The following is an 8,301-nucleotide window of genomic DNA, read 5'->3' on the forward strand; positions in this document are numbered from 1 at the left end:
AGCCATACTTTAAATGTAGGAGTAGATAACAAAGTAAGGATTGCAAAGAAGAGTAGTGAATATGTAGGAGAGGATAAGGAGGTGGAGATAGGGGGGAATCTCAATACAAGTATAGAACAAGATGAGAGTAGGAATGTAGGGGGGAATAAGAGAGAGGTGGTGGAGGGAGATAGCGATATAAGCATTGAGAAAAAGTTTAATATTCAAACACAAGGTGAAATTGCTATCCACTCCAATGAAAATATTCATCTATCCTCACCACAATCTTTAAGTTTAGAATCTGAAACTGCTGCTATAATGGTTGCTGATAATGTAACAATGATAGCAGATTCTAATTATACTCTTAATGCTAATACTGAAGCAACAATTCAAGTGAGCGGCACTTCTATTACTGCTAAGGGAGATAGTGTTATTATTAAAGCTGGTGGAGTAGAAGTAGTCATAGATTCTAAAGGATTAGTCGTTAAGGGCGGAGAGGTAAAGAGTGAGTAAGCTTAAATAGAATAAAAATATACATATAAATAGAATGAGATAGGGTAGCAATAATGGCAGAGATTAACACCAAACCTATACATATACAAGTAAGAGATGTGAATAGTGCTCTTATACAAAATGCTACTATAAAAGTCATACAAAGAAAAAATGGTAAGATCCTCTATAATGAAAAAAGCTCAAGTGGAGAAATAATCCTAGATGATATAGAGAGTCTTAAAGATTGCCACGCCTTTAGAGTAGAGATAGAACACCCACATTATAAAAGCAGACCTAAGACTAATGCGTGTTGTATAAGACTAGCAAACCTCAATAAACCCCATACCCTAGAGTTTCACTATCAAGATAAGCTATTAGTGAGTAGTGTGTATGCAGAGATACGAGATAATAGAGATTCTACATATACTACGCAAAACAATGTCTATGATACCTATAATGCCCAACATCGCAATAAGATAGCTACCATACAAGAAAACAATAATGCTAATGTCTTATACCTACCACAAAGAAGCTATAATATCGATACAAAAGCAACAATACAAAAAGAAGCCATAGAATCTTTGCAACATATACAAATCCACCTCAAAGCCTACTACAATCAAGACACTATCCCCAATAAAGATAAACAAAGTGATACACAAAGACAAACATATCAAACACAAAAGACACAAACCAAATGGGGATATATTACCTCAAGTCCTTACCAACACACAACAAAGGAAAATATAAACTCTCCTATAAAAGAACACGAAACATTTAGAATCCTTGCAGATTCAGAGGGTAATGAGATAGTGGGTGAAGAGATAACAATACACTTAAAAGAGGAATGGCTAGATAGGCAAATTAGATTCTTTGCTTTCATAGAAAACCCAAAGTATGAAGTAGGTGTTACATTATATATTTATTCCCCCTCACTTTACACAGAGGAGGGGCTTATTGATGTGAGTGGGTATATTGTGGGGTTTTTTGCAGGAACAAAAGCAAAAGCTGCATATCAATTTGGTTATAGTGCAATTAATGCTATTGCAAATTTGGGACGAGACAACACAAAAACAATTGATAATATACCGATACAGACACTTTCCAATCAAGCCGCAAGGAGGTGGTATAACGATAAATTGAATACAATAGGAAATCCATATCGCACAATACAAGACTTAAGGCAACAGGCAGAAAAATTGCATGAATTGAGAAATACTACTAAACAACAAGCAAGGGAGCTTATGCAAGATAGAATTATGGCTTGGCGATTAAACATTGACCCACGCACAAAAATAAAACCTTTTGAATATTATGTCAAAAAATATTCCAAAAAAGGAGAGAATCTCGATGAAGTATATAGAAAAATTATTGATAGCTCTAAAAGGACTAACGATAAGGTTAATAAAAAGTATCTCAAATGAGATAGAAAATATCATAAAAGAGGAGGATAGCATGAAAGAATACAAACAAAAACTAGAAAACCACAGCTTACAATCTAGTAGTTTAGAGGCACAGAGAGAAACAACAAAAACAGATAATCCTATATGGTATGACAAAGAATATAATGAGGACAATAAAGGAAATATGCGTTGGGAGTTTGAAATATGGAATTTTGGCTATTCGGACGCATTTGATTATTGCAAAGATATATGGTTGGCATTTGGTTACAATATCATTGTAGGAGAGCATATTGACTATGTGGAGACTTTAGTTTGGTTTTTTAGCATAGATGACTTACCATGCATGTGGTGCTTTAATGACTATCCTCCATATCAGTATGTTACCCTTTGCACAAGAGAAACAGAGGAGAATCTTAAAAGACTTGAGGAGTATGTAAAAGTTATTGTTGATGAATTAAATAAATGTGTGAAAAATAATGAGATTGAGCCATTAATGTAATGCAAAGATTTATATCACTTCAAACAAATATCAATATGACCCTTTTAGGAGATAGTGTAGAAACCATAGCCCAAAGCGACATCAATACTCAAGCCCAAAATCAAATAACCCACCAAGTAGGCGACACTACCATAACAGCTACTTCAGATTGTGTTATTATTAAAGCTGGTGGAGTAGAAGTAGTGATAGATTCTAAAGGATTAGTTGTTAAAGGTGGGGAGGTAAAGAGTGAGTAGAGAAAGTGATAAGATAGAATCTCAAAGAAAGAATGTGATAAGCGAGAATCTAAGAGTGAATACAGAATCTAAAAAGTTAGATTCTAACAATGATGAGATTATTTGGGAGTTGGAAAGAAAGAAAAACTTTTTAATATGTTTAAATATTTTTTGGAGCTACTTTGTGAGGTGCGGTATCATTGGGTTTTGCTTATTGGGACATAAAGAGGAATTTGAATTATTTTACAATAGATTTTTCTCCCTATATGCAAGAAATGGAATCCTATGTAAAGGGTAAGAAATGAATAAAAATAATACCATCTATGCTTCTTTAAATGTCTGTCAATATGAATTTGATAAAAATTTACCTCAAAAACAAGAAATCCTGAATAATTTGGGTAACTCTACAAGTAATTTCTTAAATATTTATTTACCTGCAAATGCTGCTTTTGCAGGTGCTATGAATGATATGCTCTATCCTAAGAATCGCCCTTTTTATCTACCAAATATTCCTACAATCACTCTAGGTGTGAATTATGGCGTAATTGCTTATCTATTTAAAAAAGCAGAGGGGAAAGATGATGAGTGATACACAAGATGAGATAACTTGGAAATTAGAGAGAAAAAAGAGTATTTTGGCTCTTTATAGTCATACAGCATATTTTTCTCTATTTTGTGTTTTTTTGTATATTTTACTTACATATTTTACTACACCTGAGAATCTAAAAGGTTTGCTTACATTTCTAGCTTTAACTTTTTTTGTTTGCTATATAGCAAGGGATTTTTATTATTCGCTAAATCTAAAAACGATGTATATTGAAAATAATAATTTATTCATAGAAAAATATTTAGGAAAAAATATTGTTTTACCTTTAGGGGATTTCATTATTTTTCACAGAATGCCATTTTATTTTAATTTTATGTTTATAGGTGATTATTCAATAGAATCAATAAGGAAGCACTCATTGTTTCCTATATATTTTTTTCTTGAAAGTTATAATACAAATGTTGATAAAATTCAAACATTGCTTAAGCCTTTTATTGTTGATTATTTACTTAAATGCGATGAGAAAGCATATAATAAATTTAAAACGTTTTATGGAGGTGCAAGCATTAAAGACCAATACAGCATAGACTATAAAGAAATAGACAAACTGCGAGAGGAACAAAGAAACAATGGTTGAAAATAAAAATATCTATAAGGGTTTAGAATGCCATTGTAATGAATTTGAAATAATCCCTATTGATAGGAGGGATTTAGGAATAGCGGGAGATGTGGCTTGTGGAGCAATAAGGAGCAAAGTGTGAGCGAAACTAAAGATAAAACTCTCTGGGAGCTAAAAAGGATAAAAAATATCTTTTTTTGTATCAATTTTTTATGGAGTATTCTTTTTAGATTCTGCGTATCGTGTTTTCTTATCTATATTGTTTTTGTATATTTTGATAAATTACATTTCTTGATATTTGTATTTATTGCTTTAATAATACTTTATTACTTATTTGGTGTTGTCCTGTCTCTTAATCTCAAAGCCATTCAAATTACCCATAATAATTTTATTCTTAAAAAATATATAGGGTCTGATATAATTTTGCCATTAGGAAGTTTTTACATATGCGAAGAAGATGAGATTCTTAAAATTAGCTTTGATACCATTATCACGATACGAAAACTAGCAACCAAAGCTATTTTGCCAAAATACTTTTTTATTGATTTTAGCAATACCAACATACAAGAGATATACGAAACCATAAAACCATACATTAAAAATAGCTTAATACAAATGAATCAAAATGATTATAATTGCTTCAAAAATAATTCTTTTTTCAAAGAAGGATTGCCAAGTGATTATATTGATTTTGACGAAATTGATACTTTGCGGGAGGTAAGACAATGAGTGAAAAGAAAAATATCTATAAAGGTTTGGAATGTCATTGTAATGAGTTTGAAAAGATTCCGATTCATAGGAGGGAATTAGGAATAGCTGGAGATGTGGCGACTTATGGGGTGGCAATAGGAGAGAGCTATGAGTAAATCTGCTGATAAAGTTATTTATGAGCTACAAAGAAATTTTTCAGCAAAGAGCAAAATGTATCGCATCTATTTTATTATCATAAGCATTTCAGTGTGTTCTATTGTAACTTATGCAGTGTTTTGGATAGCACCACCACTTAGTGGATTTCGTGGTCTATTTCTTGTTTTGTTTTGGTTAGTTATATTCTATATTTTTCTATCAGGAATTTTAAAATTATTCAATTTTAAAAGGCTATATATGACTGATAGTTATTTTGTTATTGAAAAATATATTGGTAAAAAAATAATACTTCAATTAGGAAGTTTTTACGCACATTCTATGAGATTTAGCAACCCTACAAGCCCAAAATTAACAAACAATTTGTGTTTCACCACCTTTTTAGAGAATAAGGAATTTGTAATTGATGAATCAAATTTATGTTATACTGATAATACACAGAATATACACGAGTTAATTGATAAATTAAATGTGCTTTTTAAGCCGCATATCACACAATATCTACTAAGCTTAAGTGAAGAGAAATATTCACAAATTTTCAATGATATTTTTATTAAAAATGAAATTCTATATTTTGATGAAATAGACAAAATGCGAAAGGAAAAAGAAAATGGAAAATAAAAATATTTACAAAGGTTTGGAATGTCATTGTAATGAGTTTGAAAAGATTCCGATTCATAGGAGGGAATTAGGAATAGCTGGAGATGTGGCGACTTATGGGGTGGCAATTACTGAAGGATTTGCTATATATGGAGCAGAAAAATATTTAAATAATATGAATATTAACTCCACCACAACAGAAGTTGCTAAACTTAAAATTAAAATGAATTTTGGCATATTGAGTTTTCTACAAGCAAAAATAGAGGGAAAATCTAACGAAAGAGCATTGACAGAGGTTGGTGTTGGAATAGGTGTTGGCTATGCTATGGAGACCAAAGTAGCTCAACTCGCTGTTAAAACAGGCATATCCCTCCTCACTCGCATTGCCACAGGGGCGGCAGCTGGTGCAGCGGCTGGGTCTGCTGCCCCCATTGTTGGAACTATCATTGGGGCAGTAGCTGGGGCATTAATAGCAGGGGTTGTCAATGATATAATCTTTGCAGAGGAGGACAAGCAAACCCAAAAAGACAAAGCAGAAAATGAACGCATAAAGCAAAGAGAGATTCAATACCAAAACAAAATCAATCGCATCAATGACTATCTTATAAGAAATCACTATGTAGAATTACGAGAGCTTACAGAAGCAGAATCTGAAATGCTTTGTCAAGAATCTAGCAATATTTATAGTAGCTATTTCAAAACAATCCTTTTAATGTTAAGCTTTCATAATTACTTAGATAGGGATATGGAGTTTTATCAATCTTTATCATCTAAAGATATACAAAAAGATTCTAAAATCCAACCCACAGCTAACGCAATCTCTTTGAGATTAGCAATACAAGAATGTTATGATTCTAGCAAAGGAGAATTACTAAAGAATAGCACAATCTATATCTATAACCATAGATTCCAAAGAGTAGTAGCAAAAGGCACAACAGATTCTAAAGGTTTTCTACAAATAGATACTATCAGTGTGGGACAAGAAATAGGCATAGATAAAATAAGCTTTATAGTAGATAGAGATAATTTGAGTGAGAGTAACTTTGAGCTAAGCAAAACACAATATGCCACGATAACTAATATCCAAACAAAGCATAAACAAGCTAAAGAATATACAGCCAATAAGATATATCTAGGATTTAATGATGTGCAAAGTAAGCTAAAGGCTGATTATGAAGTAATAAGACTGCACGCACAAAAAGGAAGCAATGCTATCACATTCACCCCACAGATAAATACAACTGATATGAGATATAAACAATACACGCAGTTTGCCTATATGACATTTAATGTCATGGATTTTGGTATAGATGAGTATATTGCCAATATAAGCATACAAAACCGCCAAAGCTCTGGATTAAACAGGCTAGGCACAGGACTAAAAGAAAGCTATCCTATAAAAGAGGAATGGCATAATAAGATTGTGGCTTTCTTTGGGTATTGTGATAGTCAGATACACACGCCTTATGTGAAAATGTCTTTTATGCAGCCTATTGTGATTATAGATATAGGCGATAGTGGGGCATTGCACCCACGATATGAGCAAGGGGGTATGAAAAGGCGAGATATTATCCTTGATGTGATTGCCAAACTCACAAAGAGAATCGAGCAAATCAGGGCATATCCTATCATACTAGGGCAAAATAATGAGAGCCTAGAGCAAAGAGTAAAAATAGCCAATGCTATCAAGCATAATATCCAAGATGATAGGATACTGCTACTATCGCTACATATCGATAGTGAGGAAAGTGGGCTGGCTAGTGGAATGCGATGTTTTTATAATGCTAGGGAATATGCTAGAGAGGAAGAAGGATTCATTAATAAACTAGAGCGTGTCAAGCAAGATAAAAATAATGCCAACTTCGCACACAAAAGCAATATGTATCTCACAAGGTTTGCTGCTATGCCTTCAGTGCTAATAACACTAGGATTTATAAGTAATGAGAGCGATAGGGCAAAGCTTAATGATATAAATTATAGAAATACTCTTGTTAGTAGTTTGCATTTAGCTATTTTACACCATATCACACAGACGATGACAAAAAATCCAATGCAAAGGGTGAGCTAATGACTCAAAGACTGCATAGTTTAGATAATATACCTATCCCTAGAGAGATCAATAAACCTTATATATCAGGAAGTCTGTATAACCAAACTAACCCAAGTTTAGCTACCTTAACCAAAGATGACCATATCACTTCCTTAAGTGTTAGGACATTAAATAGTGGAGCATTACATAGTGGAGGCACTACCAACACAGATATACCATACAACCAATAGAGCAAGGCAGTAATGAGCTTATATTCTCCAATCTTAAAGAACAAGAACACATCTATCTTCAAGCACAAAGAGATTATGAAGAACTCATTAAGCATAACTTCACTCAAACCATACATAACAATAAAGAATCTCAAGTAGAGGGAACTTATAATGAAAGGATTAAAAAGATTCATACTCAAACCATAGATTTAGCAAAGATTGTAAGTATTGGAGGAGAATATAATACCAATGTAGCTTTATCTAAAGATACTATTGTAGGATTAAGCCATACTTTAAATGTAGGAGTAGATAACAAAGTAAGGATTGCAAAGAAGAGTAGTGAATATGTAGGAGAGGATAAGGAGGTGGAGATACAAGCAAATCTCAATACAAGTATCAAACAAGATGAGAGTAGGAATGTAGGGGGGAATAAGAGAGAGGTGGTGGAGGGGGACAGCGATATAAGCATTGAGAAAAAGTTTAATATTCAAACACAAGGTGAAATTGCTATTCATTCTAATGAGAATATTCATTTGTCATCTCCTCAATCTTTGAGTTTAGAATCTGATAGAGCTGCTGTAATGGTTGCAGACAATATAACAATGATTGCAGATTCTAATTATCTCCTTAATGCTAATAATGAAGCAACAATTCAAGTGAGCGATACTTCTATTGTAGCCAAAAGTGATTCTATCGTTATTAAAGCTGGTGGAGTAGAAGTAGTCATAGATTCTAAAGGATTAGTCGTTAAAGGTGGGGAGGTAAAGGCGGAGTGAGGGGTAAAGAAAAAGGAATAGATAGGATATTGTAATGTCAAAGCTAAA

General features: G+C 32.8%; 13 protein-coding genes and 2 pseudogenes. All 15 read left to right on the forward strand.

Annotation, left to right across the window (positions count from 1 at the left end):
* A pseudogene (locus tag LS66_RS09710) lies at positions 1 to 492 on the forward strand (hypothetical protein); the annotation flags it as partial.
* A 53-nt stretch (positions 493 to 545) separates the two neighbouring features.
* Positions 546 to 1,895 (forward strand): hypothetical protein, encoded by a 1,350-nt coding sequence (locus LS66_RS10350; protein WP_236097025.1) that lies wholly within the window; start codon positions 546 to 548, stop codon positions 1,893 to 1,895.
* 31 nt (positions 1,896 to 1,926) lie between these two features.
* Entirely contained in the window at positions 1,927 to 2,373 is a 447-nt protein-coding gene (locus LS66_RS09725) for a hypothetical protein (protein ID WP_052057518.1), read from the forward strand.
* Positions 2,373 to 2,609, forward strand: a complete 237-nt coding sequence (locus LS66_RS09730; RefSeq protein ID WP_034368148.1) for a hypothetical protein — start codon at positions 2,373 to 2,375, stop codon at positions 2,607 to 2,609. Before LS66_RS09725 ends, LS66_RS09730 begins: the two co-directional genes overlap by 1 nt.
* Positions 2,602 to 2,886 carry a hypothetical protein gene (locus LS66_RS09735; RefSeq protein WP_034342389.1) on the forward strand — a complete coding sequence of 95 codons (285 nt, stop codon included), beginning with the start codon at positions 2,602 to 2,604 and terminating at the stop codon, positions 2,884 to 2,886. Before LS66_RS09730 ends, LS66_RS09735 begins: the two co-directional genes overlap by 8 nt.
* A 3-nt stretch (positions 2,887 to 2,889) precedes the next feature.
* Positions 2,890 to 3,177, forward strand: a complete 288-nt coding sequence (locus LS66_RS09740; RefSeq protein ID WP_034342386.1) for a hypothetical protein — start codon at positions 2,890 to 2,892, stop codon at positions 3,175 to 3,177.
* A complete protein-coding gene (locus LS66_RS09745; protein WP_034342383.1) occupies positions 3,167 to 3,772 on the forward strand; it encodes a hypothetical protein in 606 nt (201 codons plus the stop codon). The genes LS66_RS09740 and LS66_RS09745 overlap by 11 nt, the downstream gene beginning before the upstream one ends.
* A complete protein-coding gene (locus LS66_RS10425; protein ID WP_268902971.1) occupies positions 3,765 to 3,896 on the forward strand; it encodes a hypothetical protein in 132 nt (43 codons plus the stop codon). The genes LS66_RS09745 and LS66_RS10425 overlap by 8 nt, the downstream gene beginning before the upstream one ends.
* A complete protein-coding gene (locus tag LS66_RS09750; protein WP_034368151.1) occupies positions 3,893 to 4,483 on the forward strand; it encodes a hypothetical protein in 591 nt (196 codons plus the stop codon). The genes LS66_RS10425 and LS66_RS09750 overlap by 4 nt, the downstream gene beginning before the upstream one ends.
* On the forward strand, positions 4,480 to 4,620 hold the full coding sequence (locus tag LS66_RS10145; protein ID WP_156407278.1) for a hypothetical protein: 141 nt from the start codon (positions 4,480 to 4,482) through the stop codon (positions 4,618 to 4,620). The genes LS66_RS09750 and LS66_RS10145 overlap by 4 nt, the downstream gene beginning before the upstream one ends.
* Positions 4,613 to 5,239 (forward strand): hypothetical protein, encoded by a 627-nt coding sequence (locus LS66_RS09755; RefSeq protein WP_034368153.1) that lies wholly within the window; start codon positions 4,613 to 4,615, stop codon positions 5,237 to 5,239. Before LS66_RS10145 ends, LS66_RS09755 begins: the two co-directional genes overlap by 8 nt.
* Complete coding sequence (locus tag LS66_RS09760; protein WP_034368156.1) at positions 5,229 to 7,286, forward strand: N-acetylmuramoyl-L-alanine amidase; 2,058 nt, start codon at positions 5,229 to 5,231, stop codon at positions 7,284 to 7,286. Before LS66_RS09755 ends, LS66_RS09760 begins: the two co-directional genes overlap by 11 nt.
* On the forward strand, positions 7,286 to 7,498 hold the full coding sequence (locus tag LS66_RS09765) for a hypothetical protein (protein ID WP_052057517.1): 213 nt from the start codon (positions 7,286 to 7,288) through the stop codon (positions 7,496 to 7,498). Before LS66_RS09760 ends, LS66_RS09765 begins: the two co-directional genes overlap by 1 nt.
* Before the next feature lie 50 nt (positions 7,499 to 7,548).
* Positions 7,549 to 7,743, forward strand: a pseudogene (locus tag LS66_RS10455) (VgrG protein); the annotation flags it as partial.
* A gap of 99 nt (positions 7,744 to 7,842) precedes the next feature.
* Positions 7,843 to 8,253 carry a hypothetical protein gene (locus LS66_RS10355; protein WP_236097026.1) on the forward strand — a complete coding sequence of 137 codons (411 nt, stop codon included), beginning with the start codon at positions 7,843 to 7,845 and terminating at the stop codon, positions 8,251 to 8,253.
* Positions 8,254 to 8,301: the final 48 nt, after the last annotated feature.

The sequence above is a fragment of the Helicobacter sp. MIT 03-1614 genome (genome assembly GCF_000762925.2).
Taxonomy (GTDB): domain Bacteria; phylum Campylobacterota; class Campylobacteria; order Campylobacterales; family Helicobacteraceae; genus Helicobacter_C; species Helicobacter_C hepaticus.